The organism is Thiorhodovibrio winogradskyi (assembly GCF_036208045.1).
GTDB lineage: Bacteria > Pseudomonadota > Gammaproteobacteria > Chromatiales > Chromatiaceae > Thiorhodovibrio > Thiorhodovibrio winogradskyi.
This window is the reverse complement of record NZ_CP121472.1, coordinates 2356943-2381620: the sequence shown is the minus strand read 5'-3', so window position 1 is coordinate 2381620 and position 24678 is coordinate 2356943. Positions and strand designations below refer to the sequence as shown.

25 protein-coding genes and 2 pseudogenes are annotated in these 24678 nt (G+C 61.4%); 14 read left to right on the top strand and 13 right to left on the bottom strand.

Annotated features, from left to right (window positions below; genetic code table 11):
* Positions 1 to 21: 21 nt before the first annotated feature.
* Complete coding sequence (locus Thiowin_RS10580; protein WP_328987698.1) at positions 22 to 4572, top strand: PAS domain-containing hybrid sensor histidine kinase/response regulator; 4551 nt, start codon at positions 22 to 24, stop codon at positions 4570 to 4572.
* Positions 4573 to 4653: 81 nt separating this feature from the next.
* Here the strand turns inward: Thiowin_RS10580 and Thiowin_RS10575 are convergent.
* The 4 genes and pseudogenes from Thiowin_RS10575 to Thiowin_RS10560 all read right to left on the bottom strand — a co-directional run.
* Positions 4654 to 4830: pseudogene (locus Thiowin_RS10575) on the bottom strand (cation:proton antiporter); the annotation flags it as partial.
* The gene (locus Thiowin_RS10570; RefSeq protein WP_328987697.1) at positions 4821 to 5159 is read right to left on the bottom strand and encodes a sodium:proton antiporter; all 339 of its coding nucleotides are present in this window, start codon (positions 5157 to 5159) and stop codon (positions 4821 to 4823) included. The gene Thiowin_RS10570 and the pseudogene Thiowin_RS10575, both read right to left, overlap by 10 nt.
* Positions 5156 to 5587, bottom strand: coding sequence for a Na+/H+ antiporter subunit E (locus Thiowin_RS10565; RefSeq protein WP_408034210.1), 432 nt, complete (start codon positions 5585 to 5587; stop codon positions 5156 to 5158). Before Thiowin_RS10565 ends, Thiowin_RS10570 begins: the two co-directional genes overlap by 4 nt.
* Positions 5588 to 5744: 157 nt before the next feature.
* Complete coding sequence (locus Thiowin_RS10560; RefSeq protein ID WP_328987695.1) at positions 5745 to 6341, bottom strand: DUF3611 family protein; 597 nt, start codon at positions 6339 to 6341, stop codon at positions 5745 to 5747.
* A 606-nt stretch (positions 6342 to 6947) separates the two neighbouring features.
* On the opposite strand from Thiowin_RS10560, the gene Thiowin_RS10555 reads away from it, so the two are divergent.
* Both Thiowin_RS10555 and gltS read left to right on the top strand, forming a co-directional pair.
* A complete protein-coding gene (locus tag Thiowin_RS10555) occupies positions 6948 to 7349 on the top strand; it encodes a hypothetical protein (protein WP_328987694.1) in 402 nt (133 codons plus the stop codon).
* Positions 7350 to 7442: 93 nt separating this feature from the next.
* Positions 7443 to 8705: a sodium/glutamate symporter gene (gene gltS, locus Thiowin_RS10550; RefSeq protein WP_328987693.1), complete on the top strand. Its 1263-nt coding sequence runs from the start codon at positions 7443 to 7445 to the stop codon at positions 8703 to 8705.
* A gap of 59 nt (positions 8706 to 8764) precedes the next feature.
* On the opposite strand, the gene Thiowin_RS10545 is transcribed toward gltS, so the two are convergent.
* The 5 genes from Thiowin_RS10545 to Thiowin_RS10525 all read right to left on the bottom strand — a co-directional run bounded on the left by Thiowin_RS10545 (position 8765) and on the right by Thiowin_RS10525 (position 12799).
* Entirely contained in the window at positions 8765 to 9292 is a 528-nt protein-coding gene (locus Thiowin_RS10545; RefSeq protein ID WP_328987692.1) for a hypothetical protein, read from the bottom strand.
* A gap of 112 nt (positions 9293 to 9404) precedes the next feature.
* Positions 9405 to 9869 carry a tellurite resistance TerB family protein gene (locus Thiowin_RS10540; RefSeq protein ID WP_328987691.1) on the bottom strand — a complete coding sequence of 155 codons (465 nt, stop codon included), beginning with the start codon at positions 9867 to 9869 and terminating at the stop codon, positions 9405 to 9407.
* Positions 9870 to 9996: 127 nt separating this feature from the next.
* Positions 9997 to 11493, bottom strand: coding sequence for an alpha/beta hydrolase (locus Thiowin_RS10535; RefSeq protein WP_328987690.1), 1497 nt, complete (start codon positions 11491 to 11493; stop codon positions 9997 to 9999).
* 17 nt (positions 11494 to 11510) lie between these two features.
* On the bottom strand, positions 11511 to 11903 hold the full coding sequence (locus tag Thiowin_RS10530; RefSeq protein WP_328987689.1) for a hypothetical protein: 393 nt from the start codon (positions 11901 to 11903) through the stop codon (positions 11511 to 11513).
* A gap of 2 nt (positions 11904 to 11905) precedes the next feature.
* Complete coding sequence (locus tag Thiowin_RS10525; protein ID WP_328987688.1) at positions 11906 to 12799, bottom strand: cation:dicarboxylate symporter family transporter; 894 nt, start codon at positions 12797 to 12799, stop codon at positions 11906 to 11908.
* Between the two features lie 682 nt (positions 12800 to 13481).
* Here Thiowin_RS10525 and Thiowin_RS10520 point away from each other — a divergent pair.
* The 5 genes and pseudogenes from Thiowin_RS10520 to Thiowin_RS10500 all read left to right on the top strand — a co-directional run bounded on the left by Thiowin_RS10520 (position 13482) and on the right by Thiowin_RS10500 (position 16760).
* Positions 13482 to 13892 carry a Rap1a/Tai family immunity protein gene (locus tag Thiowin_RS10520; RefSeq protein WP_328987687.1) on the top strand — a complete coding sequence of 137 codons (411 nt, stop codon included), beginning with the start codon at positions 13482 to 13484 and terminating at the stop codon, positions 13890 to 13892.
* Between the two features lie 56 nt (positions 13893 to 13948).
* A complete protein-coding gene (locus tag Thiowin_RS10515) occupies positions 13949 to 14176 on the top strand; it encodes a glycine zipper family protein (RefSeq protein WP_328987686.1) in 228 nt (75 codons plus the stop codon).
* A 585-nt stretch (positions 14177 to 14761) separates the two neighbouring features.
* Positions 14762 to 15094, top strand: coding sequence for a hypothetical protein (locus Thiowin_RS10510; RefSeq protein WP_328987685.1), 333 nt, complete (start codon positions 14762 to 14764; stop codon positions 15092 to 15094).
* A 1114-nt stretch (positions 15095 to 16208) separates the two neighbouring features.
* Positions 16209 to 16253: pseudogene (locus Thiowin_RS25275) on the top strand (hypothetical protein); the annotation flags it as partial.
* Between the two features lie 75 nt (positions 16254 to 16328).
* Positions 16329 to 16760, top strand: coding sequence for a mechanosensitive ion channel family protein (locus Thiowin_RS10500; protein ID WP_328987683.1), 432 nt, complete (start codon positions 16329 to 16331; stop codon positions 16758 to 16760).
* Here the strand turns inward: Thiowin_RS10500 and Thiowin_RS10495 are convergent.
* Complete coding sequence (locus Thiowin_RS10495; protein WP_328987682.1) at positions 16679 to 17224, bottom strand: hypothetical protein; 546 nt, start codon at positions 17222 to 17224, stop codon at positions 16679 to 16681. The genes Thiowin_RS10500 and Thiowin_RS10495 overlap by 82 nt on opposite strands.
* A gap of 46 nt (positions 17225 to 17270) precedes the next feature.
* Complete coding sequence (locus Thiowin_RS10490) at positions 17271 to 18446, bottom strand: META domain-containing protein (RefSeq protein WP_328987681.1); 1176 nt, start codon at positions 18444 to 18446, stop codon at positions 17271 to 17273.
* A gap of 320 nt (positions 18447 to 18766) precedes the next feature.
* Here Thiowin_RS10490 and Thiowin_RS10485 point away from each other — a divergent pair, with 320 nt between their 5' ends.
* The 3 genes from Thiowin_RS10485 (at position 18767) to Thiowin_RS10475 (ending at position 20307) form a co-directional block, all read left to right on the top strand.
* A complete protein-coding gene (locus Thiowin_RS10485) occupies positions 18767 to 18991 on the top strand; it encodes a hypothetical protein (protein WP_328987680.1) in 225 nt (74 codons plus the stop codon).
* Between the two features lie 112 nt (positions 18992 to 19103).
* Positions 19104 to 20030: a response regulator gene (locus Thiowin_RS10480; protein WP_328987679.1), complete on the top strand. Its 927-nt coding sequence runs from the start codon at positions 19104 to 19106 to the stop codon at positions 20028 to 20030.
* 49 nt (positions 20031 to 20079) lie between these two features.
* A complete protein-coding gene (locus Thiowin_RS10475) occupies positions 20080 to 20307 on the top strand; it encodes a hypothetical protein (RefSeq protein WP_328987677.1) in 228 nt (75 codons plus the stop codon).
* Between the two features lie 207 nt (positions 20308 to 20514).
* Here the strand turns inward: Thiowin_RS10475 and Thiowin_RS10470 are convergent, their stop codons facing one another.
* Together Thiowin_RS10470 and rfbD are read right to left on the bottom strand one after the other, a co-directional pair.
* Entirely contained in the window at positions 20515 to 21078 is a 564-nt protein-coding gene (locus Thiowin_RS10470) for a plasmid pRiA4b ORF-3 family protein (RefSeq protein WP_328987676.1), read from the bottom strand.
* A gap of 113 nt (positions 21079 to 21191) precedes the next feature.
* Positions 21192 to 22100, bottom strand: a complete 909-nt coding sequence (gene rfbD / locus Thiowin_RS10465) for a dTDP-4-dehydrorhamnose reductase (protein ID WP_328987675.1) — start codon at positions 22098 to 22100, stop codon at positions 21192 to 21194.
* Positions 22101 to 22487: 387 nt separating this feature from the next.
* Between rfbD and Thiowin_RS10460 the strand changes: the two genes are divergently transcribed.
* From Thiowin_RS10460 to Thiowin_RS10450, 3 genes are all read left to right on the top strand, one after another.
* The gene (locus tag Thiowin_RS10460) at positions 22488 to 23030 is read left to right on the top strand and encodes a DUF2878 domain-containing protein (protein ID WP_328987674.1); all 543 of its coding nucleotides are present in this window, start codon (positions 22488 to 22490) and stop codon (positions 23028 to 23030) included.
* 62 nt (positions 23031 to 23092) lie between these two features.
* Positions 23093 to 23866 carry a DUF1295 domain-containing protein gene (locus tag Thiowin_RS10455; RefSeq protein ID WP_328987673.1) on the top strand — a complete coding sequence of 258 codons (774 nt, stop codon included), beginning with the start codon at positions 23093 to 23095 and terminating at the stop codon, positions 23864 to 23866.
* A 70-nt stretch (positions 23867 to 23936) separates the two neighbouring features.
* Positions 23937 to 24530: a lipocalin family protein gene (locus Thiowin_RS10450; RefSeq protein ID WP_328987672.1), complete on the top strand. Its 594-nt coding sequence runs from the start codon at positions 23937 to 23939 to the stop codon at positions 24528 to 24530.
* Positions 24531 to 24678: the final 148 nt, after the last annotated feature.

Sequence of the window (24678 nt, the reverse complement as noted above, 5' to 3'; positions counted from 1 at the left end):
TAATCGCTTGTTGTGCCTGCCATGTCCAACCACCGTGACCGCTCACCAGCACTGGCCCAGGCCCGGCGCTCCCCCATCGCGCTTATCGCCGTGGCAAGCGCCGGGGTCGTGCTGACTCTGGCGGTCTTTGCCGTCATCATCTGGGATCTGGAGCGCGACATGCGCGACCACTGGCTCGAGCGCGCCCGGTTGATGGCCGCCATGCTCGATCCGGCGCGGGTCGCGGCACTCACTGCCACGCCGGCGGACCTTGACCGGCCTGGCTTTCAGCAGCTCTCCGCGCAGTTGTCCCAGGCGCGCGCCACCTATCCCAAGCTGCGCTATATCTATTTGATGCGCCTGGAACCCGGTTACGCCAATGCCACACCAGCGGTGCCGGTTTTCCTGCTCGATGTGCAAAACGAGGCACTCGAGGAGACCCCCCCCACCCCGCCCGGCGAACCCTTTCCCGAGGCCTCCCCCGAGCTGCTGTCCGTCTTCGCCTCCGGCCAGGGACTGGTCGAGGGACCGGTCCGCGACCGCTGGGGCCTCTGGGTGAGCGCGCTGGCGCCCCTGCCCGCCGACTCCGAGACAAGAGGCGGCGACTCTGGCTTGTACGGTGGCTCGGACAGTGGCTCGGACAGTGGCCCAGGCAGTGGCACCCCCGACATCATCGGCCTGGATATTGACGCCGGGGACTGGTATCGCACGCTGGTCCTGCGCGCTATCCCGGCGATCATCTTGACCACGGCGACCCTGATTGGCATTGGTATCCTGGTCCTGGCCTGGCGCGCGCGCGACCGTGCCGAGCACAAGTTGCGCGCGGAACGCGATTTGTTCTCGGATGGCCCCGTTTGCACCCTGTCCTGGTCCGCCAGCGAGCCCTGGGCGGTGCTGCGCGCCTCCAGCAATGCCGAGACTGTGCTGGGCCATAGTCCGGAACAACTGCAGGCAACGGATTTTCATTTCGCCGAGCTCATTCACCCCGAAGACCGCCCCCAGATTCGTGCCGATCTGGCCGAGCACATCCAGCAGGGAGCGGATTTTTTTACCCAGAGCTACCGCCTGCACCACGGCGACGGCCAGGATCGCTGGATGCGGGAGTTCACCCGCCTGATTCGCGATGCCAGCGGCAAGGTGGTGGAAATCCACGGGTATCTGTTCGACCAAAGCCCGCTACGCGACATCGAGCGCACCCTGCAACACGAGCGCCAGCGCCTGGCCGGCATTCTCGAGGGCACCCGGGTCGGCACCTGGGAGTGGCAGGTGCAGACCGGCGAGGTCGTCTTCAATGAACGCTGGGCGGAGATCATCGGCTACCGGCTGGAGGAACTAGCGCCCCTGTCCATCGACACCTGGATGCGCCTTGCCCATCCGGATGATCTGGCCGCAAGCGAGCGCCTGCTGCAAGCTCACTTCAGGGGCGAACTGGATTTTTACGAACTCGAATCGCGCATGCGCCACAAGGACGGGCATTGGGTCTGGGTGCTGGATCGCGGCCGGGTGTTCGCCTGGAGCGACGACCAACCACCCCGCCCGCTGCTGATGCTCGGCACCCATCAGGACATCACCGAGCGCAAGCAGGCGGAACTCCTGCTGCGGGAAAAGAAAGAAGAACTCGACCGCTACTTCGCCTACAGCCTCGACTTGCTGATCATTGCCGACTTGCAGGGCCAGTTCCTGCGGGTCAATCCCGAGTGGGAACGCGTGCTCGGCTACCCGGTCACGGATCTCATTGGTCGGCCTTTTTTTGCGTTCATTCACCCGGAGGACATCGCCGCGACCGAGGCTGCGGTCCGGGATCTCGACCGCGGCCAGACCGTGTTTGGCTTCGAGAACCGCTACCGCTGCCAGGACGGCAGCTATCGCTGGCTCGAATGGCGCGCGCGCGTCAATGACGGGCGCATCTACGCGGTGGCGCGCGACACCACCGACCGCCGCGCTGCCGAGCAGGCGCTGGCGCTGGCCCACGAGCGCATGAAGCTGGCCGCCGAGGCCGCGCGCTTTGGCGTCTGGGACTACGATGTCGCGAACGACCAGCTCGCCTGGGATGAATCCATGTTCCGCCTTTATGGCGTGGACCCGGCGCATTTTTGCGGCAAACTCTCCGACTGGACCGACGCGCTGCACCCCGATGACGTCGCCAGCTCAGTCTCCGAGGTTGAAGCCACCATGCGCGGCGAGCGCGATCTAGCGGTCGAGTTCCGCGTGCGCTGGCCCAACGGCGAGCTGCGCCGGCTCAAAGGCGTTGCCCTGGTGGTGCGCGATGCCAATGGCCATGCGCTGCGCATGACCGGTATCAACTACGACATCACCGACCGCTGGCGTGCCGAGCAAGCCATGCGCGCGAGCGCGGAACTGCTGGAAAAACTCTCGCGCCAGGTGCCCGGCTTCCTTTATCAGTATGCCTACCATCCGGATGGCCGTGGCTGCTTCCCCTTCGCCTCGGAGCACATCGAGGAAATTTACGAGGTCAAACCGGAACAAGTCCGTACCGACGCGACGCTGGTGCTGCAGCGCCTGCATCCCGCCGACCGGGCGCGAGTCGAGGCGTCCATTCAGGCATCCGCGCAGGACTTAAGCCGCTGGGAATGCGAATTCCGCGTCAACCTCCCCACACGCGGCCAGCGCTGGCTGCACGGCGCCGCCAACCCGGAACGCCTGGACGATGGCAGCGTGCTCTGGCATGGCCACATCGCCGATATTACCGAGTCCAAACGCACCGAGCAGGCCCTGCGCGAGGCCAACAGCGCCCTTGAGGCCTCCATTCGCCGTGCCAATGCCCTGACCGAGAAGGCCGAAAGCGCCAATCGCGCCAAGAGCGAATTTCTCGCCAACATGAGCCACGAGATTCGCACGCCCATGAACGGTGTGATTGGCATGACCAGCTTGCTGCTCGAGACGGCGCTCTCGGCACAGCAACGCCAGTATGCCGAGGTCATCCGCTCGTCTGGCGAATCCCTCATGACCGTCATCAACGATATTCTCGACTTCTCCAAGATCGAGGCTGGCAAGCTGGAACTCGAACTCATTCCTTTTGACTTAACGGAGATGCTCGAGGACTTCGCCGCCGGCTTCGCCTTGCGCGCGCACGAGAAATCGCTCGAATTCATTTGCGATCCGGCCCCGGATCTACCCACCCAAGTGCGCGGCGACCCCGGGCGCTTGCGCCAAATCCTGACCAACCTGGCCGGCAATGCAATCAAGTTCACCGAAGCCGGCGAGGTTAGCATCGGCGTGCGCCTCGCCGACTATCAGCCCCCAAGCAGTACCCCAACAAGCCTGCCAGCCACCCCCCACACTGACCGCCAGGGCCGCGCTCATCCGGAGAGGGTTCGGCTGCGCTTTGCCGTCGCGGACACCGGCATTGGCATTCCAGCCGAAAAGGTTGACGGCCTGTTTCAAAAGTTCACGCAGGTCGACACCTCCACCACCCGCCGCTTCGGCGGCACCGGACTGGGACTCGCCATCGCCCGGCAGCTCGCGGAACTCATGGATGGTGAAATCGGCGTCACCAGCGCCGTGGGGGAAGGCTCGACCTTCTGGTTCGAGATTAATCTCGAGCGCCTGCCAGAGGCACGTGACAAGGCGGCGCCAGACCCCGCGCTCGCTAGCCCGGTCGACCTGACCGGCAAGCGGGTGCTGATCGTCGATGACAATGCCACCAATCGCCAGGTGCTGCATCGGCGCCTGAGCGACTGGCGGATGCAAGCCGTCGAGAGCGCCGAAGGCGCCGATGCCCTGCGCCTGCTGTACCAGGGTTGTCATGATCAGAACCCCTTCGCGCTCGCCCTGATTGACTTGCAGATGCCAGGCATGGATGGAGCGGCACTTGGGCGCGCCATCCGCACCGATGCGCGCTTCGCCGACTTGCGTCTCGCTCTGTTGCCGTCCCTGGTCGAAGCCCGGGATCTTCAGCGTTTCACCGCCATGGGCTTCGATGCCTGCCTGCCCAAACCCATTCGTCACCAGGAACTCAGGCGACTGCTCGAGACGCTCTGTTCCAAACCGACGCATCGCCCGGTCAAGCCTCCGCCAGCGTCTCTTGTAGATTCAATGCCATATTCGCGGGCAGCTTCCATAACAGCATCGCCGAACACCCCGGAACCATCATCATCAATACCCGAGGCATCCAGCGCGAATTCGCATCCAGAGCCCGCTTCCCGCCAGTTTCCCGCGGATCTTTGCCATGCACGCATTCTGCTTGCCGAAGATCACGCCATCAATCAGCAGGTTGCCCTCGGGTTGCTGCGGCAACTCGGACTCAAGTCCGACGCCGTCGCCAATGGCGAGGAGGCACTGGCGGCACTGCGCCAGCACCCTTATGATCTGGTGCTGATGGATGTGCAGATGCCTGTCCTCGACGGTCTGGATGCCACCCGTCGCATTCGCGAGGGCAAATCCGGCGCACCTGACCCGGCAATTCCCATCATCGCCTTGACCGCGCACGCCATGGCCGGCGACCGCGAGCGCTGCCTGGCAGCCGGCATGAATGACTACTTGAGCAAGCCGCTCGCGGCCGATGCGGTGGCAAAAGCGCTGCAGCATTGGCTTTCTAAGAAAAAAACCAGCACAACAGCGCGCACAACCTAAATAAAACCGGAACAGGAGTCGCGGGCTTTTGAGCTTGGCCAGCAGCCAAAGGGCGATCAGCTTGAACACGCCAAAGGGCCAGCTTGCCTGCGGCAGAAGCCCGAGCACGACCAACCCCAGCCCAAGCGTGTCGGCTTTACTCAGAGCGTGCAATTGGCTCAAGGGATCTGGGAAACGCAGCAGACCTACCCAGCCGGCGAAGAAGAACAAGGCGCCCAGTGAAACGCACAGGACGGTGAAGACTTCCGTTAGGGCCATGTGTGTCTCGCGGGTGGAGGGCTTCGGCCAGGCGCGCCCGGCGCCGATCCCTGCCCCTGATCACCGAGACTCGCGGAACCCGCACCCAGCCCGGCAACCAAGGCCACCGCGGCAAAGGCGGCCAGCAACGCCAACAAGAGCGCGAGATCGGTCGCGCCGGTCAGATCAATGACGCTACCCAAGAGCAAGAGCGCGGCCAAGCCGCCGCTGCCGAGCAACTGAACAGCCATCAGCCGTTGGTCATCGCCAGGTCCACGCAGGATGCGAACCAGGCCAAGCAGCACCGTCAGGAGAATGAAGAGACCGGCCAGGGATAAAAAACCGCTCATGGGCAGGACTCCTGTTGTTCGGCGTGGTCCGTGGCGCGGATCGCCAGAAACAGCGCCTCATTCTCGACGAGATCCCGCGCGGCGGATGGACTGGGATCGAGGCAGTGATAGAGCATCTCGTCGGGCTGATCCGAGCCAAGGGCGACGCTGCCCGGAATCTGGCTGGTCAGTGCGCCAAACAAGGTTCGGCGCGGACCAGGGCGCAAGCGCGTGCGGTGCGAGATGAGCCCGGGTTGCGACACTGAACGAGGATCAAGCGCGCGACATGCAACATCGACCCCGCCAACAAAGGATTGCGTCATGAACCGCCTGACGTACTTGAGCAACGGCCAGGGTCGCACAGTGCCAGGCCCGGGTGGGAGCAACCTTAGACTAAGCAGCGTAGCGGCGATTGCGGCGGCCAAGCCGAGGACCCAATCAACCCCCATTGCCGCCAGCGAAAAGGCATCTGGCTCCAACAGCAAGAGCCAGAAGGCGAAGAACAATGCCGACCGCGCGACAAAGGGAACCAACGGACGCGCGGTCACTGGGACACCATCGGCCGCTAACGCGGTGCGAACGCCCGTGATGTCACGCCTCTGTCTCTTACAGCTGTGTGGCCGATTTCGTCTGTGGCGTAGCCGTGCGGTAGAGCAGCCACATTGACAGCCCGAGCACCACCAGCTCGGCGGTCAGCAGGATCAGCAAAGAGATCAGACTAATGCCATCCAGCGCGGAGATGAACTGACCGGGATTGGTGCCGATTTGCGGGGAGATGTTAAGACCCGTCTGCGGATTGGCGAGCATGACGAAAAGCATGCGCCCAGCCGACCCGAACAGCAACAGCATGGAAAAGACGATACCAATAGCACTCGCCCAGACGCCAATCCAGATGGTCTTGAGTACCCCACCACCACTGAGAGCAGGATCCGAAGCGGCAATGCGCCGGCCCAACCGCGGGTAGCGGAAGAACCAAACCGCGGTGAAAATGGTGACGATCAGGCTGCCATAGGACAGATAGTTGCTGAGATCGATGCCCTTGCGAGCAGGGGACTCGGGCGAGAACCCGAGGACCATGTAGAGTGCGAGCATCAGCGGGATAGCGAGCAAAACCAACTGGGTGATAAAACCGATCCAGCCGATTTTTTTAAAGGTCGCGCCAAGTTGCGCGGGGTTCTTCGGAGGCCAGGGTGCGACAGCCATGGGCGACTCTCCAATGATGGATGACAGGAGGGCTAGGGACACCGGCATGGTATCAGCGAGAAGCCCATCGCCATAGTCGGCCTGAACCGCCGGACTGAGCTTTTCCCGCACGATTTCTGAGCAGCAAGAGCTTTTGACTGTGCGCGAAATCAGGGCATGGACAGGCGCCTTGGCGCGACCTGGGCAGGCGGCAGCAAGAATGAAAGGTCACTCCTTGTTTATTTAAATTGCCTTTTATGCATTCAAAACCATAATGATGGTCGAGAATTTGTTATTTTAGAACACTATTATACGAATGTAACTTGAATGAGTTGACGCCAAAGGCTTCTCTACTCGTGCTACAGGGGCTGTAGCGAGTCGACTTGGGATGGCTGCCCTGGGGTACTTGCGAGGGGGATCGAAATCATTGATCCTGCCCGCTTCAGCCTGATGGTGGAACCGGTTAAGGCTATCTTGGATCAGCATCCCGCCTGGGTGCGCCGAAAGAATCACGGGGGGAATAAATTCGCCCGATCAGCCAACCGATCCTTTTTCGGAAACTTACCTGCAGCGGCCATTCAATACACCGAAGTGCCTCATACCCACGCCAATCCGGGAGACATCAGCATGAAATCGAACTTAAGTCAGCGCGTCGCGGAGCTTGTCGCCAATGGCTGGGAGCCCGTGACCACCACGGAGACCACCGCCTCCCTGACGGGACGCCGTCCCTTCGCCTGGTGGCTATTCCTGATCGTGATTTTTCTCTTCCCTCTATTCGGCGGACTGCTCTACCTCATCTTCTGGGTCGCCACGTCCAAGGCAACCGTGTTCTTGCATGTCGAAGGCGAGGACATTGCCGTCGCTGGTGACAAGTGGCTTCTGGATCTCCAGCGGGACCAGCACGAGGCCTATGTCAAAAAGCAACGCCTCATCAAGGAGCAGGGGTTCCTGAAGGTGATGTGGCCACAACTCATCGTCTCCTTCGGCTTGATCGCCCTCTGGATCTACTTGCTGAAGACCTATTGGTAACAACAGGCTAAGAAAAATTGGCCGGGAAAGACTGGCCAAGTAAAGACTGGCCGGGAAAGACAGGTCGCCGAACAGCTTCGCGAGACGTGAAACATGGACATGCAAGACGGGCTGCTGCGCATCGATTCTTTCCTCGCGGTCACCATTGGCATTTTGGTGCTCTTCGTCGGCAAGCGCATCAACAGCCGCGTGCGCCTGTTTCAGGATCTGAGCATCCCGGACCCGGTAACCGGCGGTCTGCTGTTCTCCGTGCTCTTTGCCTTGTTTTACCTGATCTTCGGCCTCGTCGTGGAACTCGAGCTGCGCGCTCGCGATGTGCTACTTGTCTACTTCTTCACCACCATTGGCATTAATGCACGGGCAGCCGATCTGCTCGCTGGCGGTCGGCCCTTCGTGATACTTCTGCTGATCACCCTTGGCTTTATGTTCGCGCAAAACCTGACCGGCATCGCTGTCGCGGGGCTGTTCGACCTACCGGCAGCGGTCGGGGTGGTGGGCGGCACCGTGTCATTGATTGGCGGTCATGGCACCACCATTGCGTGGGCGCCGACCATCGCCGAACAACAGGGCATCGCCAATGCCATGGAGATTGGTATCGCCAGCGCCACCTTCGGCCTGATTCTGGCGAGTCTGATGGGCGGTCCAATCGCGCGCTTTCTGATCACGCGCCATGGACTCACACCGTCCCCAGCCCAAGCGGGCGAGAACGAGCAGAAATACAGTCGCGATGACATTCAGGAAATCGGTCTTTCCGAGCAACAGCAGGCCGCTGGCGTCACCCACATGGACTTCCTCGCCGCCATGCTGGCCATTCATGTCGCGATTATTCTTGGCTATGTGCTCAATGGCATTATCGGGGAGTTCGGGCTCAAGCTGCCGCTATTCGTGACCTGCCTGTTCGCCGGTATCCTGCTGACTAATCTGGTGCCGACGCGGCTGTATCGCGCGCTCGGCATCGGGTGGCCGACGCGCACCCCGGCGATCGCGCTAATCGCGGACGTTGCGCTCGGCACCTTTCTGGCCATGTCGCTGATGAGTATGCAACTGTGGACGCTGATCGATCTAGCAGCGCCCATTTTCACTATCCTGGCCGCGCAGTTCGCGCTGGCCGTGGTGGTGACCATCCTGGTGCTCTTCCCCCTGCTCGGGCGCGACTACGACGCCGCCGTGGTGGCCGCGGGCTTTGGCGGCGTCACCCTGGGCTCGACACCGACGGCGATGGCCAACATGGCCACGGTGACCCAGCGTTACGGGGCCTCTCACCGCGCCTTCATCATCGTGCCGCTGGTGTCCGCCTTTTTTATTGATCTTGCCAACGCGCTGATTATTCCGTTTTTCCTGCGGACCTTTGCCTGATCGATCTGTCGAGCAGGCGCTGCTGGTTCAGGCTGTCAGAGGATTGCCCAGCGCCCCCCTTATCCGCAGGTGCCACGACAACCCACCGATACCTGAACGCAATTCAATGCGCTCAGATCCCGGCGCCTGGAATCCAGACGGCCCGTCGCGGAATGAACCAAGGTCGCGCTGTTGCATTGTTGGCGTCCATCGCTCCACTCCATGCGGCTTTTCCAGTCAACCTCCGAGCAACTGGCATTGCCGACACCGAAACGCACCCCGAGCGCATAGGTCGCGCAGCGCAGCCTTCCGTGCGTCACTTCCGCGCGCACCTGCCACTCCCCGGTTGCATTCCCGGTTGTATTTAAGGAGCCGCGTCCAAAGGACCCTGAAAACTGCCGCGGACCGCCCGCCTGGCTCGCGGGCTGCAAGGGCCGGTCCATCTGCCGCACAATGCGAGCCTGGCTCTCGGCAACTCCATCGCCAGGCGTGCCGCCGGAGTCGGGCGCCGCGGCGCAACCCAGCAAGGCGACGCACGCGGAAAGTGTGAAGAAAGCGCGCAACGGGGTGTCGCACGCGGGAGCGATGACGATATTGCAATGTTTCATTGAGAGCGCTCTTATCGAGTTGATGGCGTTGGATGACAATTCGCGTGTGCCTTTGGCATAGCATTGGGCAATGGCATCGAGCGGGTAGAGTGCCACCGACAACAGGCTCTGGTCAGGCGCCGCTGCCGCCGCTGATACGGTGCTTGGCCGCGATAAAGGCTGGGTGGGGAACATGCAGAAGCAGCGCGATCTTGCGAACAAGGTGTTCTTCGTAGCGATGCAGCGCGTCATCGGCTAGCGCCACCGCCCATAACTGCTCAATAATCCGTTCTTTTTGCTCGGCGGCATAAGCCGCGTTGATCAAAGAGGTGAACTGGAAATAATCGGTGGCATCATTGCGTTCGGCCTCGGCCAACTCGACAAGCGAGCGGGTTTCATCCTGACTTAAACCAAAGTGCTCACTGATGGCCGACTGAACGCGCGCGCATTGCTCCGGTCGGACCTCGCCGTCCATCTGGGTCATTTCCAGCAGCAGCGCGGCAACAGCGAGCTGCAGCCGATGCTGCTCAGCGGCGGCTGTTTCATCCGCGCCCGGCGTCAAGTGTTCGCGAAAGAAGGTCTTAATCTGGTTCAACATCGGCCTTACCCTAAAAAACAATAGAAAAATCAGTTTCGCCTTGCGCTAACCTTTTTCACCGGGCCGCAGAAGCGGCCGCTCTGCATTCCCACGCTAGGAGCGTGGGAACGAGCAAAGCCCTCACCCCTCACCCCTCACCCCTCACATTACCCCGGTCAACCCAATTCAGCACGCGCTCACGCTGGTAAGAATAAAAAGGATTGTGCCGCAAGCGCAACAACCACTGCGCCGGGACTTTTAGCACGCCGCGCTCGCCGCGAATCGCGAGTTGCCCCAAGAAGACCTGCCCTGGCCTTTGCGGGGGATCGCGGCCATAGAGCGGGTCATCCGGAGGAAACGGCAGATCGACATGAGACAGCGAGAGGGTATCCTCCGGCCAGGCCGCATCCAGCGACTTACCGGGCGCGGCCGAGGCGGTGAAAGGCGGCTTTTGATACAGCATCACCCGCCGACTGGCATCGGACCTGTTGGCGACCAGGGTGAGGGTAAAGGGCAAGGTTTCGTCAGCCAGAAGCTGCTCGCTGAGCGCCGCTGTGTTGGCGACGAGCAAGGGCGCTTTCAGCGCTTGACGGTTGATATCGTAGAGAAGCAGCTCGTGCGTGTCCGGCGCCAGGTGCCGCAACAGATGGTCGACCGCGGCCTGCGGCGATACCGTGGCGTCGACGACCGTCAAGAGCACCAGGGTCGCCGGAAAGCCCTCGATCGGCGCCGCGGCCGACAGGCGCCTGATCCGCGCCGCGTTCGCGCGAGTCATGCGATGGACCTGAAGACTCGCGTTGGCGGTGAAGGCGTTGTAATTGAAGGGATCGAACTCCGGCACCAGGCTGGTCCAGGCCAGTTGGCCAAGGCCTGGCAACCGGCCCATCAGGTCGAATAACCGCGTCAGCTTGGCCAGCGGCGTGATGCCGATGGCCGGAGAGACGAGCACCAGACTCGCGGGCACGGCAAGCGTCACCTCCTCGGTCGCCGCCCGCGTCATGTCTTCCATGGCGTCGAGCGTGTAGTCGAGCGCGAGCGCGGCGCCTGTTGAATACCCCATGACATGGAGCGGCTTGCCATCCAGTACATGCTCAAGGTGGCGGGTGCCAAGACGGGTGGCGGCGGCCATGTCCTCCCAGGTCACAGTCAACAGACCAGCCGGCGCGGTGCCGTGCCCTGGCATGCGCAGTCCAAGCACGCGATAACCTTTGGCATGGAGTGCCTCGCCAAGCACGCGCAGGCTGTAAGGGCCATCGGACATGCCATGGAGCAATAACACACCCCCCACAGGATCCTCGGGGACCAGTTCGAAGGTGCGATTCCAGTTTGGACGACGTTCCCTGGGGTCAGCCGCACTGCCAGGGCTGAAGCGATTCAGCCGTTGCATGGGGCCGGTTGGGGTCTTCGCGTAGATTTTTGCATTCAGCTCGTCATAGACACGCGTCTCCAGGGCCAGGTAATCGTCGAGGGTGGCAATCCGCGCTGCCTTTGCCGCCGTGAATTCCTCCTCGAGACTAACCTGGTGCCATAACTGAAGAGGCGGCTGCGCGCGCGCCCAGAGCACATAGCCACCGATGACTGTCAGCACCGCGCCCAACAGGGCGAAACCGAGACCCCCGATCAGACTTGTGCCAAAACGCTTCACGATTGACCTCTTGTGTTTCAATCGAACCAGCCTAGCAGATCCCTGGCGATAGACCACCGCGGCGGCTGCGTCGACTCAATCTCGCCAAGCATCGTGATCCCAAAAAAGGCCAGCAGCCGTCTGGGATTGACGCGCACGCGGCCCTGCATGGCGTAGGAACCGATCATGGCAAGCGCGATAATGTGCATGCCAGCGGCGAGGGTGCCGAAACGAGCGGCGATGACATCCAAGGTCACAAAAACCTGGAACAGGTCGGCCGGCATCCGCAGCATCTCAAATAGTAAGGGCAGGGCCAGAACGGTGCCGCCGAACAGGCTCGCAAGGCCAACGCCAGCGATCATCGGATAATCCGCGACATCGACTCCAGCGCCAATGAACCATCCGCCAAAGAGCACAAACAGAAGGGCCATGATCAGGCCAAGATTCGGGAAGGGGAATGCCGCTGGCACCAGGATGTCAATGGCTGATTTGGCCTCGGGATCGGGGCTGCTGGTCTCGGGGTCCGCCTCGGCAAGCAGTCGCTTGCCATCCGCGGCACCGGAAGCACGATCAGCAGGTTCGCGGTGGCAAAGGCCGTAACAAGGGGGCCGCGAAAGGCGCGCAACACATCCCCATGACGTAAAGGCGTCAGCAATGCGACGAGTCCAGGCAAAACCCACAAGCTGAGAAGCAAGGCAATGGACGAGTGCAGCACGACATAGACCTGCAGTCGCGCAAGCTGGGCCATGTCGATGGTGCCGGCCGCGGCAGCCGTGATCGCAAACACGCCGTAGGGCGCAAGCCGACCGATATAGCCCGTGACACGCATCAGGGCGACTCCCAGCGTGGTCAGGACATCGATCAGCCGATCTTTCCCTTGCACCTGGATTAAGGCCACGCCCAGCAGGATACTAGAGACCACCACTGCCGGCACGACGGCGTTGGACAACGAGTAGAAGATGTTCGACGGAATATACAGCCGCAGAAAATCCACCGGCGGCTGATCCTGGATCTGGCTGGTGCTAAAAAAGGAGGCGGAAGGCCAATCCGGGAAGGATAGCGGCGCGAGAAAGACAACGAACAGCCCGATGGCCCAGAGCAGCAGCAAGACGCTGCCAGCCCTGAGTACGAGATTCTTGGCGTCGCTCAGATCCAGCCGGCCGAGCGAGGTAATCAGCGCCACTAGCACGTAGGGGATGACGGTGATTTGCAGGGCAGCGATAAATACGTCACCACCGATGCGCAGGAAAGCGGCGTGCTCGCCAAAGAACAGGCCTGTCAGCAGGCCGCCCCCCAAACCGATAAAGACCTGCGTGGCAACGGACATGGACCGGCGCGATTCCGGCTTGGAATTGGTCATTGGAGTGAATCGGGAGTTGCTCGCAATTGGTCGCCTTGGAGTGGATCGATTTGTGGCGGATCAATGCATTATCGGCGGATGATCAAGGGCAATGTCCCTCACTGTACGCGACTCGCCTCGTCATTCGCAAAGCCCTGATCAACCCCGCGGACGTCCGTCGCGGACTGGCCGGATGGCCGCCGCGCAGCGGCAAGTCCTTGAGTCGAAAAACCTTGGCCCCTGGTCATGGCACCACCAGCCGAAAGTCGGGTGGTGGCAATGCTTAGATTTCTGGCATCTCGGCTAACAATCGCCGCGCCATGGTTCACTATCCAACCAGATGAGGCTCGTTTTTTTCATAAATTCATTGACTTAAGCGCGCTGGACACACTGGGTTGGATCTGCTCTCCTGATCTTTTATGTGGCTAGTGAGTCGGGCCGGCGATGCCGCAAACGGGACTATTTATTCTGCATTTCAGTTACTTGAGGAAAACCCAGAGGGCTCGCGGTGATTCGCCGGGTACAATATCCAAGCGACTTTGACGGCTTGCCGCGGCATTTGGCGTTGAGTACCTTAGCGCGACGCGTCAAGCACCGACCCGCGTTCTCGAGTTGAACCGCTGGCCGCAAGCGACTCAGACGCGCTTGTCAACTAGAGGCTTGAATCCTGATGGAATGCAAAAAACTGATTTCCCTCCCTATTTCCGCCACTCTTTCGCTCGTTGGTGTCCTTCTTTTCCTGACTCTGCCAATTGCGACGCCGGCGCTGGCCGTCGACAACGACGACCTCCGTTTTGAAACCACGGATGACCTGATTGCCGTTTGTTCCGCGCCAAATTCCAGTGCCGCGCAATTGGGCTGTACCGGTTTCATTGAGGCGACCGTGCAATATCACGACGCGGTCTCGGATCGGAAGAATCTCAAACGACTCGCCTGCTTCCCGAACGGCACTAGCATTGAGGATGGCCGCGTTGCCTTTTTGAGCTGGGCTAAAACAAACAAAGCCAACAAGGAACTCATGAGTGAGTTGCCTGTTATTGGACTGGTTCGCTCCCTGGCCGCGGCCTATCCCTGCCCATGATTGTGCTCAACCGAGCATCCTCCCCTGTATTGAATCTCCTAGAGAGGCAATTCGACATGAAACCCAGCCATCTGGCCATCCTCCTTGTCTCCACGCTGGCACTCACAGCCTGCGGTGAAACCACCACCAGTCGCGCCGGTAGCGGCGCCATGATGGGTGCCGCCGCCGGCGCCGCCTTGGGCTCCTTGAGCGGGAACGCCGGGCGTGGCGCCGCAATCGGCGCTGGTGCCGGCGTTCTTGGCGGCTTCCTTTTCGATCAGCATCAGCGCGGCAACATCGACTGACACTGAATAAGAAGCGCCACCCTGAGGGAGCGCTTGCTGTCTCAGGCGGGTTAGCGTCTCGATATCATGAGTTATTCAATATTCAAGCATTTCGCTTTTCTATTGACAACATTGCCGCTGATTGGATTGGCTGGAGCGAGCTCCACCCGAACGAGGAGCGCGCCCTTCGCGCACTGGTCCATGACGAACTCGACGACTGATTTCCCGACTTCATGGCCCCGGCACCCGCACGCCTGGCTCAATCAGCTTGGTGAACAACACGAATCAGCTTGGCGAACAACTCAGCGACCGGGCGGTCAGCGTCGCTTCCCCGCGGCTCCATAACCTGCCCGAGCCGGTGCTGGTCACCGCCTCTCGCCGCCCCATGCTGCGTCGGCGCTTGACCCAGAGCCACCTTGTGCTTATCACCAGTATTCTGTTACCGCTGCTCAGCTCGGCCGCGGTCGCCTCCCTCGCGTCCGCGCCGCTGGTTCATGGCGCGCAAGCCGCGACTGACGCCCCCACCGCTAGCCCCCCCCGGAACCGGAACCCGCCGAACTGCCCTTCGATCCCGCCGAGATCGGCCTTCCGGGACTGCCGCTACCCATGGAATCGGTCGAGGACTTCAGCCTGGCACTCGGGCTGATCGACGCGCGCATCGCCGAGCGGGAGACCGCTCTGCAACAGGTCGAGGCCGCAATCAAGGAGACCGAGCAAGGCGAACCGGCAACCGGGCAACCCGCGCTCGCCGCGGACGGAGTCGAGGCGACCGCCATGGTCGTCGCCGAGCAACTCGATGCGCTGCGCCAACTGCGGGTGGTGGTGCAAGGTCGGGAAGCCCTGCTCCAGCGCTTGGGGGAGGTCCGCTCTGACCTCGCCCAAGGCCGCGACCAACTCGAGGCACTCGCGCGCGACGGAGTCCCCGCCGAGCCGCCCTAGCTGATCGCCACACTGGATCAGCACCGCAGCGAACGTTCACTCGCCCGGGCGGTGGAAGAGGACGCCGAGTTCCGCATCACCACCGCCACGCGCCAACTGGCTACGGCAGAGCGCGCGTTGCGTGCCGCCATCGGTGACCGGCGCGCAGCACGCGACCGACTCGGTGTGACCGCGAGCGCGGGACTCGACGAGGCCGCGCGCGAACGCCTTGGTGCAAAACTCGACCTCGCCCGCCTGCGTGAACTGCTTGCCCGAGCGCGATTGGCCGCCGTTGATGCCGAGGTCGAGCTGGCGCGGGCCGAGGATGATCTGAGCGAGGCCCGGCAAGCCCTGCTGAGCGCGCGCATCGCCTTTCTTGAGCCGCGTGTCAAGTTCGCCCGTGACGACCTTGAGCGACGCCTCGCGGAGCTGAGGCTCATGGAAGACGACATGCGCGCGCGGATCGAGGACTTGCAGCGCGGCAGCGACAAGGCCGAGTCCGCCCTTTATCTGGCGCGGCGCCGTTTGGCCGCTGCCATCGATGAAGAGCGCCGAGCAGCCGCGAGCGAATGGGTGGCGGCGCGCCAGGCGGAGATCGAAGCCGCGCGCTTCAGCGTCGATGCGATGTTATCGGCGCTCGCGAATCTTGAACGAACCCGCGCATTGTGGGAGCTGCGTTACCAGGTCATGAACGCGTCTGATGCGGTCGATGCCCCCGAGCGGCTCCGGGAGCTGATCGAGCAAACCATGGCGACGCGCGCCGCCAAAGAGGTGCTCGAAGGGCGTCTCAACCGGCTGCGCTCCATCCAGCTCGCGCAAACGCGCCGGTTGCGCGAGCCCGACATGAGCGAGGACACGCGCGAGGCTCTCGCGGTGCGCGGCGCCGCGCACGATCTCGCCGAGTTGCACGCGCGCGAGTGGCTCGAGACCGAGGATGCGCTGATCGCGCTGCAACAATCCACACGGGTTCAGTTGGAGGCGTTGGTGGACGCGCACCAACTGTCACTGACACTTCTGCAAGCGCGGGAGACGCTCTCAACTTGGTGGGACATCGAACTCATTGTCATCGACGACCAAAGCATCGGCGCGCGGGAGCTGGTCGCTGCCCTGGCGATCTTCGCCCTGGATCACCGTCGTGGTGTCGCTGCTGGCGTACTTCAGGTATCCGATTGCCGGGCTGGTCGGCGCGCTCGGTATCGGGAGCCTGGCCATCGCCTTCGCGGTGCAGAATATCCTCGGCGATGTCTTCAGTTCGATGGCGATCATCCTCGACAAGCCGTTCCGGGTCGGTGACTTTGTCAAGACTAGCGAGACCCTTGGCGTGATCGAGCACATCGGGGTCAAGACAACCCGCATCCGCAGCCTCTCGGGTGAGTTGATCGTGGTGTCCAACAGCGATCTGCTCACCACCCGCATTCACAATTTCAAGCAGTTCAATGAGCGACGCGTCGTCTTCCGAATCGGCGTTGCCTATCAGACCCCGCAGGACATGCTAGAGCGCATCCCCGACATGCTGCGCGAGGCGGTCGAAGCGCAGCCGCTGGCGCGCTTCGATCGTGCTCACTTTTTTGAATTCGCCGATTTCGCGCTGACCTTCGAGGTGGTCTACTTCGTTCTCAGCCCGGCCTTGTGGGCGATGAGATCGAGCGCGGATTTGCCGAATTTGCTGTCGCCTATCTGCAGATAGGGCGTCTGCGCAGACGCCGCGATGGCATTGCCCCGCGGATAGACAAGAAAGAGCCCAGGCGACTCGCCTGCGACCTGCCCGCCCAAGATGAAGGTGGCCTCCGGGCTGGCACCAATCTGGCGCAGCGCCGGGCCATGCTGGTTCAGAACTGCCTGGCTCAGTTGTCCGATGTAGTTGGCCGCCTCGAACAGATAATTGGCGTTCATCAGCGTCGGGCCGGAAGGTGGCTGATGAAAACTCGGGCGTGGATGGGTGACCTGATTCAGATCGCGGCGAATCCGATCCAACACCTCTCGCGTCGTCGCCAGATTGCCTGCTGCCAGTAGCACGAAGAGCCGGTCGGGCGCAGGTTGAAACAGATGTAGCTTGCTATAGGAAGCGATGTTATCCACACCCGCGTTGGTGCGCGAATCAGACGCCAACACCAGTCCTTGATCAAGCAGAAGGCCCACGCAATAAGTCATGAGAAGTCTCCGATGAGGTAATCCCGCCGAGGCTCTCGCGGATACCTCAGGGTCTTGGCGCGATGGGTGATTGGTGACCTGCCGCGCTGGCCGTCAGCGCTCGCGCGCCGTCCGCCTGGTGCAAATCCAGCATGCCGCGCTCGATGTTCCAGGTAGCCACGGCGGCAAGCGCGGCGAGAAATGCCCGCTCCTGGACCATGGTCGCGTCCTCGCAGAGTTTGCGCGTGGTCACGAAGGGTCCCATTGTCAGCCTGTTGCCATCGACCGCGAAGTCGCCGTGGAAGCGGTTGCAGCCGGCGCTGCCCGCGACCCTGCCATCCGCGAACCCGAGCGTCAGTTGGGTGCCGAGCTCTGGGCTGACCACCGCCTCGCGCCCATTATTGTAGCCGGTGACATCCCATGCGGTGCCGGCCAGCGTGGGCGTCGCCTCCCGCTCGAATTGCAGCGCATCCGCTCCGTTCGCACCCTGGTCAGACGGCGTCAAGGTCAGGCGATCGCCGTCCAGGACGACGCTCAGTTCTCCCGCAAAGAGGACGAGAAAGCGGCTCTCCATGGCCATGGCCGGCTCGGCACAGGCCATCATGCTGCCGGCGAGGTTGCCGAGGATCAGGCGATCTTCCTCGAGTGTGTATGCTCCCATGACGCGATTGCAACCGGAGAAGCCCTGCAGTCGACCATTCTCGAAACGCACGCTGGGCGTGTCTTGATCGGCGGCCAGGCTCTGTCCCGGCAGTTCGGCCAGTCTCCAATTCATGTCCTCCAGTCCGGTGGAGGATGCGGGGGGCGCGGCGGGCGCGGGGGCCTCGGACGCCGCGGGCCGGCGACAGCAGCCGGCCAGATGGCGGCCATCCGGCAGGGAGAGGTTGACCGCATAGGGATGCTGTGTGTCGGACATCCCGTCGCTGCACGGGCTCTCACGCAGAAAGGCAACCAGATCGCCGGTGGCCTGCCCGGTTGCCTCCCCGGTTTCATCTGGGCGGTCGGCCGTGATCGCCTGGCCGCGCCACAGCGACTCCTTGCGATCGTTCAGCGCATTGAAGTTCCCCTGGTAGTCGCGCTCGGCGGCATCTGGAGTCGAGAAACGCGCCTTTCCAAGCTCGGTGAGATCAAGGCTCCAGAAGGGCTCGGTGCCGAAGCAGATCAGCGGTTCCACTTCGCTCGCCACCGCGGTCAGCGGCATGCTTGAGATGGCGAGCGTCAAAAACCAAAGGGTGCGGGCCATGGCGATTGTCCTCATATCACGAGTGTCTGATTAGAAATAATGAAAGCAGTCCAACATCACAGCCGTGTTGGGGATCGTTCCTCACCCCAATCTAGCTGACTGACTCGCATGCCGATCAGGGCCTCACATCAGGAGGCCGCGTAGATGGTGAGCACGCGTAGATGGTGAGCAATAGTTCGGCATCACCAAGCAGGCGATACACGGGCAGCCTCCCGGACAGTCGCAGGCCGCTATCGAGGATGATTCGTACCCCTTCGCCGCGTTTATCCATCAGCATTTGCCGGTCGGTCGGCAAACAAGCGCCGCCGGATCATCGGTCCATGGACCGAATAATCTCGCTGTGCAACCGCGTTGACCATGGCCTAAAAGACCGCGCCCATGTCGAACTGCGGCAAATCCTGTCGTCCCGGACTCTTGGTCGCCGCGACCCGCATATTGCGCGGCACAAAACGGCACGCATCAATCACCTGCGCATCCATCTTGTCGAGCTTGGCACCCGAGTGAAGGTAGCATGCGGCTATGATGGCTCGTCTCACGCCGAATAAGCTTGCACGACGAAATGCTGTGCCGAGAGGCCAAATGCCTGAAATCCCAGCCTTTTCTTGGCCGGGAAAACGGCAAAATGGCCGCGCCGTTACTTCTCGAGAGTCACAGGGGATGCCACACTTCATCGCTCGGTTTCTGGTGGTCGACGATCAGCCCGCGTCCTTCAATCTCTTGCTCGCCTACTTGAAGGATCGCGAGATCGATCTGTTGGTTGCCCAAAACGGCGAGGACGCACTGCGCATCGCCGCCGATGGCATGCCGGATCTCATCCTGCTCGATGTCATGATGCCGGGTGGCGACGGTTTCGCGATTTGCACGCGACTCAAGGCCGAGGAGCGGACCGCGCGGATTCCGGTGATTTTTCTCTCGGCGGCGATGGAGACCGAGGACAAGCTGCGCGGCTTCGCCGCCGGCGCGGCTGACTACATCACCAAGCCTTTCTTCGAGCAGGAGGTGCTCGCGCGTGTCTTGGTGCAACTCGGCGACCAGCAGCGGCTGCGGGCGCTGACCAGCCCGGTTGACCAGGGGCTTGGCGAAGCGTCTTTCGCATCCAGCGCCAAACGGGATCGGCGCATGCTAAACCAGGCCATCGCCATTCTGACCCGTCAGCTGACCCAACCACCGAGCGGCATTGATCTGGCCCACCAGGTCGGCACCTATCAGCAGCGGCTCACCCGGGTGTTTCGTGAGCAGGTCGGCATGAGCCCTTGTGAATATCTACAACAGTTGCGGCTGGAGCGTGGACGTGGATTACTGAACGACACTGACTTGCAAGTGCAACTCATCGCCGACCGGGTCGGCTATCGCAACGCCGGCGATTTCACCCGCGCCTTCCGCCGCCACTTCGCGATCGATGCTGCCAAGTCGCACTTGTCGACCTACAACGGGTGGAGCAAGTGTCAACCGCAACTTGCACACTTTAGGTGTCCATTGATCTCTATGCGCCCATCAAGGCCACCAGAGCCACGGATGTCTGGCCCATGGCCGCCATTGGCAATCTCTTGCGGCCCGGGCGCTTCAGCGATGAGCCGCGCATAATCTTCCTTGAGCCTTTTGACGCGAACACCCCCCGGTGCTAGTTCACGGTATGCTGCCAACGCCTTGGGTCTGGAAACCCCTGGTCACGGAACTGCTGGCCGATCCGCGCATCCGCGATTGCTGCCAGTTCTGGTTCTTCTACTACCCGACCGGTCAGCCCGTTCCGCTCTCCGCGCTAGAATTGCGACGAGCGCTCGATGACGCCGTCGCACGAACACAATTACTTGCCGCGTCTTCGAATAATCAGGAACAATCGAGGGCCAGGATCAACCCCTGACCGGATGCACGGCAAATCCAAATCACCCTGAATCAACGGCATCCAGATGCTCTGGAATGTGACCAGCGCAGGTCGTCTTCAACGGCGATGATCCAGCGTTCATCGAACGCGCTCGCCCCCTCCCACGGGCCAAAAGCTGGATGTCGCTAAAGCACCGAAACGCGGGACCAATCGCCGGCTTGATGCCCGAGGTCTGAAACGGCGGTATTAGACCAATGCAAGCTGTTTGTTCACCCTGCCAATGTCAAACAACTCGGGGTCAAATTCACCGCCAACCCACTCAAGCATCTCCTCATAATCTGGATTCTTGGGATCGGACAAGGTCTCAAGCAGTTCCTGATACCCCCAAATGCCCCCGCAGTCTTCTGGCGGACAGGCACGCATGCCCTTGATGCAGCGCGGCGGCTGCTGACCATCCTCGGCTGGCAATATTTTCTCCAAAACGATTTTATGATCCCAGCTGTCACCAAAATCATATTCATACCCCAGGGTTTCCTTCTCCGCCGAGAGCAGATCCTTTATTTTGAATTGATTTTCATCCTCGATCTCGGCATCCAGCGAAAATTCCCCATCCTGCATCCCGAAAAACCGACCACCAGAGATAAACTGATGCAGGTGATAATTCTCCCACCCCATGACAAGCTGAAGCACCTCATGGAGTTTTCCCAGTGGCAGATCGGCGGGAACAAGCAGCCTTCTCCAAATCGGTGGCTTTGTACCCTTTAGGGTCACTTTCAACTGATAAACACTTTTTGACAATTTTTCTGACATAAAGGGCTCCTATTTGATGGCTTTCGAAAGCTGCTCACGGGATACTGAAGCTTGAGCACAGCTCCCCCAGACCCAGGCCCCGGCCGTGATACTTCCATGGGCATGGGCATGACTCAGGCTCTGCCTTGCAGATCAGCAAGACAGAACGCCAGCGATTGGCGCCAGTCGGGCAGCGTCAGACCAAAAGTGGCGTGGAAAAGATGAGTGTCCAGCACCGAATAGGCTGGACGCGGCGCGGGCGCGGGATACTCGGAGGTCGGGATGGGCAGCACCTTGCATTGCAGGCAACTGGCATCGCGAATGGCCTCGGCGAAGCCGAACCAGGAGGTCGCCCCGCCACCGGTGACATGATACAACCCCTGATGATCGTCCAGACTCAAATCCCCGCGAAAGGCTCGATACAGAATCTGCGCCGTCACCTCGGCCAGCATGCGACTCCAGGTGGGGGTGCCAATCTGATCCTCGACCACCCGCAACTCAGGGCGCTCGCGAAATAACCGCAACATGGTCAACAGGAAATTGCTACCGCGCACGCCATACACCCAGGCGGTGCGCAAAATCAGGGCCGTGGCACCAGAGTCGAGCAAGGCCCGCTCCCCGGCCAGCTTGCTCTGACCATAGACACTGCGCGGCTCGGCCGGGTCATCCTCGCGATACGGCCGATCAGTCTCGCCGGAGAACACAAAATCCGTCGAATAATGCACCACCGGAATCTTCGCGTCCGCGGCAAGCTGGCCGATCAACCCGAGTGCGTCACCATTGATGGCCATCGCCAATTCGGGCTCGCTCTCGGCGCGGTCAACAGCCGTGTAGGCAGCGGCATTGATCACGGCATCTGGCCCAGTCTCTGCAAACAGCCGCCGCACCGAGGCAGCATCGGCCAAATCGACCGCCGGACCATGCACGCCATTAAGCGAGGCGGCGATCACCTGCCCAACAGGGGCCAGGGTACGACAAAGCTCCCAACCGACCTGACCGTCGGAACCGAGCAGAAGCAGACGTGGAGTATCGGGTGTGGCCATGGGACTCCTTAGGGGTTAGTTGTTAGTTGTTAGTTGTTAGTTGTTAGTTGTTAGTTGTTAGTTGTTAAATCACAGTGTATACATTCGCAACAAAGTATGGTTGACAAAGCGAAGCGTGCCCAAGTTTTCAAACCATAATCTTAACACTAATTGTTTAACACTAACCTGGTGGTTGGTGAAAAAAGCTGCTATTTTCGTAAAACTATACTGCTTTTGGCACTGGATGGCAGCCCGTTCTGTTTTAGCGAGACCAGGCTTGCGATGTGGTTTCCGCCCATCCGGCCCGCGAACAAGAGCCGACTGGGTTGCATCCTCGGCTGCCGGCATCATGTGTTACAAGCAATATCTTGCCCAGCCGGGTGCTCAAGTTTGTTACGGAGTGCTTACGTGCGACTGACCGATATCACCATCAATTTTGTTGTTTTTCAGATCGCCTGGTTGCTATGCGTGATCGCTGGCGCCCGGGATCAGCCCATGTTGGCCCTATTGGTGATGATCATCGCCGTGGGCGTGCATCTGGTGCGCGCGCCGCGGCCCTTGCCGGAGTTCCTGCTAATTTTGCTGGCAGCCTGGTTCGGTGCCCTCTGGGATGGCGCTCTGGCCGGTTTTGGCTGGCTGAGCTACCCATCCGGACAGTTCGCCACCTGGCTGGCACCCCACTGGCTGATCGGGCTCTGGGTGCTGTTCGCCACCTTGCTGAATGTCTCCCTGCGTTGGCTGAAAGGCCGCTATGCGCTCGCCGCCGGTCTTGGCGCCATCGGCGGCCCACTGGCCTTCCTGGCGGGCGAGCAACTCGGCGGGGTAAGCTTCCCCGACCCGGTCATTGCCCTGCCGGCCATCGCCATTGGCTGGTTTTTTGCCGCCCCCTTTTTGGTATGGCTGGCCATGCGTCTCGACGGCTACCGCCCGACCGTGCAATCCAACGGGTGAGTGGCCCGGTTCATCCATGATCAAGGCCGCACCCACCAACCTCGCACAGGGAGCAATCTCCGATGTTTGACCTCGGCATCTACTCCGGCGGCCTGGCCGTCGCCCTGCTGCTGGCGATGTTTGGCTGGCTGGTCAGCATCCGCAAGCAGGATGTGAGCATTGTCGATTCGATGTGGTCGCTGTTTTTCCTGCTCATGACCCTAGTCTATGCCGCAAGCGCCGACGCGCTGGGCGGACGCGCCACTTTGATCCTGTTTCTGGTCGCGCTCTGGGCGGTCCGCTTATCGCTCTTTATTACCCTGCGTAACTGGGGCGAGCCGGAAGACCGGCGTTATCAGGCAATCCGCCGCGACAATGAACCCAATTTCTGGCTGAAAAGCCTCTATATCGTCTTCGGCCTGCAGGCGATCCTGGCCTGGGTGATTTCCCTGCCACTGCTCGGCGCCGCCCTCAGCCCGGCGCCGCTGAACGCATTGGATTTGATCGGCGCGGCACTCTGGTTGTTTGGCTTCGGCTTCGAGGCCATTGGTGATCAGCAGCTGGCGAGCTTCAAGGCCGATGCGCGCAATGCCGGACAGGTGATGGATCGGGGCCTGTGGCGTTATACCCGGCACCCGAATTACTTCGGCGAGGCTTGTCTGTGGTGGGGATTCGGGCTCATTGCCCTAGCCGGCGGTGCCTGGTGGAGTCTGATCGGCCCGGCGCTGGTCACCTTCCTGCTGCTGCGGGTCTCGGGCGTGAAGTTGCTCGAATCCGACATTAGCGAACGCCGGCCCGCTTATGCGGACTATATCCGGCGCACCAATGCGTTTTTTCCCGGACAGCCGAAGGCTTGATATGGCGACTCAACCTACTCCTTGAGGCACAGCCGCCCTGCCCCAACCCACAACGAGGATGCTAAATCGCATGACTTCCCCGCCATGCCTGACAACAATCGGGCGCGCCTTGCTGCTCGCCGCCAGCACACTCATCCTGTCCGCCTGTGTTGAATCCGGAGGAGAACCCATGGACACCGTCAAGCAGGTCGATCTCGCACGCTTCATGGGCGACTGGTATGTGGTCGCCAATATCCCCACTTTCGTTGAAAAAGGCGCCCATAACGCGGTGGAGTCCTACGCGCTCAATGCGGATGGCACCATCGCGACCACTTTCACCTTCAATAAGGATGCCTTCGACGGACCGCAAAAGGTCTATCACCCCAAGGGCTTTGTGCTCGACACCAGCACCAATGCGCGCTGGGGCATGCAGTTTATTTGGCCGATCAAGGCCGACTATCGCATTGTCTATCTGGATCCGGATTATCAGCTCACCGTCATTGGCCGTGCCAAGCGCGATTATGTCTGGGTGATGGCGCGCCAGCCCGAATTCAGCGAAGCCGAATTGCAACGCATGCGAGACTTCATCTCCAGTATCGGCTACGATGCGACCAAACTCGAGCGGGTTCCGCAACAGACCGGGAGTGCGCCAGCCGAGACTGGCGAGCAAAGCCCTGACAGCTAAGCTCCAAGGCATCTCCGTGTCTGCTTGCGCAGGCGCCTTTTTTCCTGGCGCCCGTCTTGGAGCTGGCCTGACCGACCACTGGCCGGTCAAGGCGGAATCCGCGACTCCCATTCGCCGCCCATGGGCTCGCTGACCGCCTGATACCTTA

Excerpts from the sequence above, each read along its gene's own strand:
- Thiowin_RS10525 (WP_328987688.1), bottom strand. The coding sequence starts at position 12,799 with ATGTCCGTTGCCACGCAGGTCTTTATCGGTTTGGGGGGCGGCCTGCTG.
- Thiowin_RS10490 (WP_328987681.1), bottom strand. The coding sequence starts at position 18,446 with ATGGCCCGCACCCTTTGGTTTTTGACGCTCGCCATCTCAAGCATGCCG.
- Thiowin_RS10455 (WP_328987673.1), top strand. The coding sequence starts at position 23,093 with ATGTTTGACCTCGGCATCTACTCCGGCGGCCTGGCCGTCGCCCTGCTG.
- Thiowin_RS10530 (WP_328987689.1), bottom strand. The coding sequence starts at position 11,903 with ATGGCCCTTCTGTTTGTGCTCTTTGGCGGATGGTTCATTGGCGCTGGA.
- Thiowin_RS10570 (WP_328987697.1), bottom strand. The coding sequence starts at position 5,159 with ATGAGCGGTTTTTTATCCCTGGCCGGTCTCTTCATTCTCCTGACGGTG.
- Thiowin_RS10480 (WP_328987679.1), top strand. The coding sequence starts at position 19,104 with ATGCCACACTTCATCGCTCGGTTTCTGGTGGTCGACGATCAGCCCGCG.
- rfbD (WP_328987675.1), bottom strand. The coding sequence starts at position 22,100 with ATGGCCACACCCGATACTCCACGTCTGCTTCTGCTCGGTTCCGACGGT.
- Thiowin_RS10560 (WP_328987695.1), bottom strand. The coding sequence starts at position 6,341 with ATGGCTGTCGCACCCTGGCCTCCGAAGAACCCCGCGCAACTTGGCGCG.
- Thiowin_RS10470 (WP_328987676.1), bottom strand. The coding sequence starts at position 21,078 with ATGTCAGAAAAATTGTCAAAAAGTGTTTATCAGTTGAAAGTGACCCTA.
- Thiowin_RS10485 (WP_328987680.1), top strand. The coding sequence starts at position 18,767 with ATGGACCGAATAATCTCGCTGTGCAACCGCGTTGACCATGGCCTAAAA.
- Thiowin_RS10510 (WP_328987685.1), top strand. The coding sequence starts at position 14,762 with ATGGAATCGGTCGAGGACTTCAGCCTGGCACTCGGGCTGATCGACGCG.
- Thiowin_RS10475 (WP_328987677.1), top strand. The coding sequence starts at position 20,080 with ATGCTGCCAACGCCTTGGGTCTGGAAACCCCTGGTCACGGAACTGCTG.
- Thiowin_RS10555 (WP_328987694.1), top strand. The coding sequence starts at position 6,948 with ATGAAATCGAACTTAAGTCAGCGCGTCGCGGAGCTTGTCGCCAATGGC.
- Thiowin_RS10580 (WP_328987698.1), top strand. The coding sequence starts at position 22 with ATGTCCAACCACCGTGACCGCTCACCAGCACTGGCCCAGGCCCGGCGC.
- Thiowin_RS10515 (WP_328987686.1), top strand. The coding sequence starts at position 13,949 with ATGAAACCCAGCCATCTGGCCATCCTCCTTGTCTCCACGCTGGCACTC.
- gltS (WP_328987693.1), top strand. The coding sequence starts at position 7,443 with ATGGACATGCAAGACGGGCTGCTGCGCATCGATTCTTTCCTCGCGGTC.
- Thiowin_RS10500 (WP_328987683.1), top strand. The coding sequence starts at position 16,329 with ATGGCGATCATCCTCGACAAGCCGTTCCGGGTCGGTGACTTTGTCAAG.
- Thiowin_RS10565 (WP_408034210.1), bottom strand. The coding sequence starts at position 5,587 with ATGGGGGTTGATTGGGTCCTCGGCTTGGCCGCCGCAATCGCCGCTACG.
- Thiowin_RS10545 (WP_328987692.1), bottom strand. The coding sequence starts at position 9,292 with ATGAAACATTGCAATATCGTCATCGCTCCCGCGTGCGACACCCCGTTG.
- Thiowin_RS10495 (WP_328987682.1), bottom strand. The coding sequence starts at position 17,224 with ATGACTTATTGCGTGGGCCTTCTGCTTGATCAAGGACTGGTGTTGGCG.
- Thiowin_RS10450 (WP_328987672.1), top strand. The coding sequence starts at position 23,937 with ATGACTTCCCCGCCATGCCTGACAACAATCGGGCGCGCCTTGCTGCTC.
- Thiowin_RS10520 (WP_328987687.1), top strand. The coding sequence starts at position 13,482 with ATGGAATGCAAAAAACTGATTTCCCTCCCTATTTCCGCCACTCTTTCG.
- Thiowin_RS10540 (WP_328987691.1), bottom strand. The coding sequence starts at position 9,869 with ATGTTGAACCAGATTAAGACCTTCTTTCGCGAACACTTGACGCCGGGC.